The 682-nt window shown below is 60.1% G+C and carries 1 protein-coding gene; it reads left to right on the forward strand.

The annotated features are described in order from the left end of the window. Positions 1-268 precede the first annotated feature (268 nt). Positions 269-682 (forward strand): ParB/Srx family N-terminal domain-containing protein (locus tag AC4PR2_RS29470; protein ID WP_492176121.1); only part of this gene is annotated, 414 nt, incomplete at its 3' end.

Genomic DNA, 682 nt, shown 5'->3' on the forward strand with positions numbered 1-682 from the left:
GCCGGACGCTCAACCGGAACGCTGCTGCCGCCCGACCTGCCGGAGGAAGCGGAGTACCTGTATGTGGCCTTTGACGGACATGCGGATTCGGTGGCGGTATGGCTGGTTGACGGCTGGCCGCTGGCGGCCAGCGATGAAATGAGTCTGGTGCACTGGTCACTGCTGCGCAGAAAGTAAAAAAGCAGCGCCGGGAGCGCTGCTTCGTCACACCGGTGGTACGGGCAATCCGTGCATCGGTATCCTTGAAATGCAACTTTTGGAGTACACCATGAACGCAGTCAAAGCTACTACAGAACCAAAGGCAAGTAAATCTGAAGTGATTGAAAATGTGCTCGCCGTCGCGCCGGTTATTACCGTGCCGCTGGGCAAGCTGGTGAAATCCGACCTCAACGTGCGCAAGCGCGACTCCAAACCCGAGGTCATTGCTGAGCTGGCTGCCAGTATCCGCGCGGTGGGGGTGCTGCAAAATCTTGTTGTGTGCAAGGTCAGGGGCGGCAAGCATGCGGTGGTGGCCGGAGGGCGTCGTCTGCTGGCATTGCAGGCGCTGAGAGAGGCGGGCGATATAGACGATACGTATCCGGTGCCGTGCAAGGCGGTGCCTTTGGCCGATGCGGTGGTGGTGTCGCTGACCGAGAACGGTCAGCGTGAGGACATGCACCCTGCCGACCAGATTGCCGCCTTT

Source organism: Serratia sp. A07 (assembly GCF_058725505.1).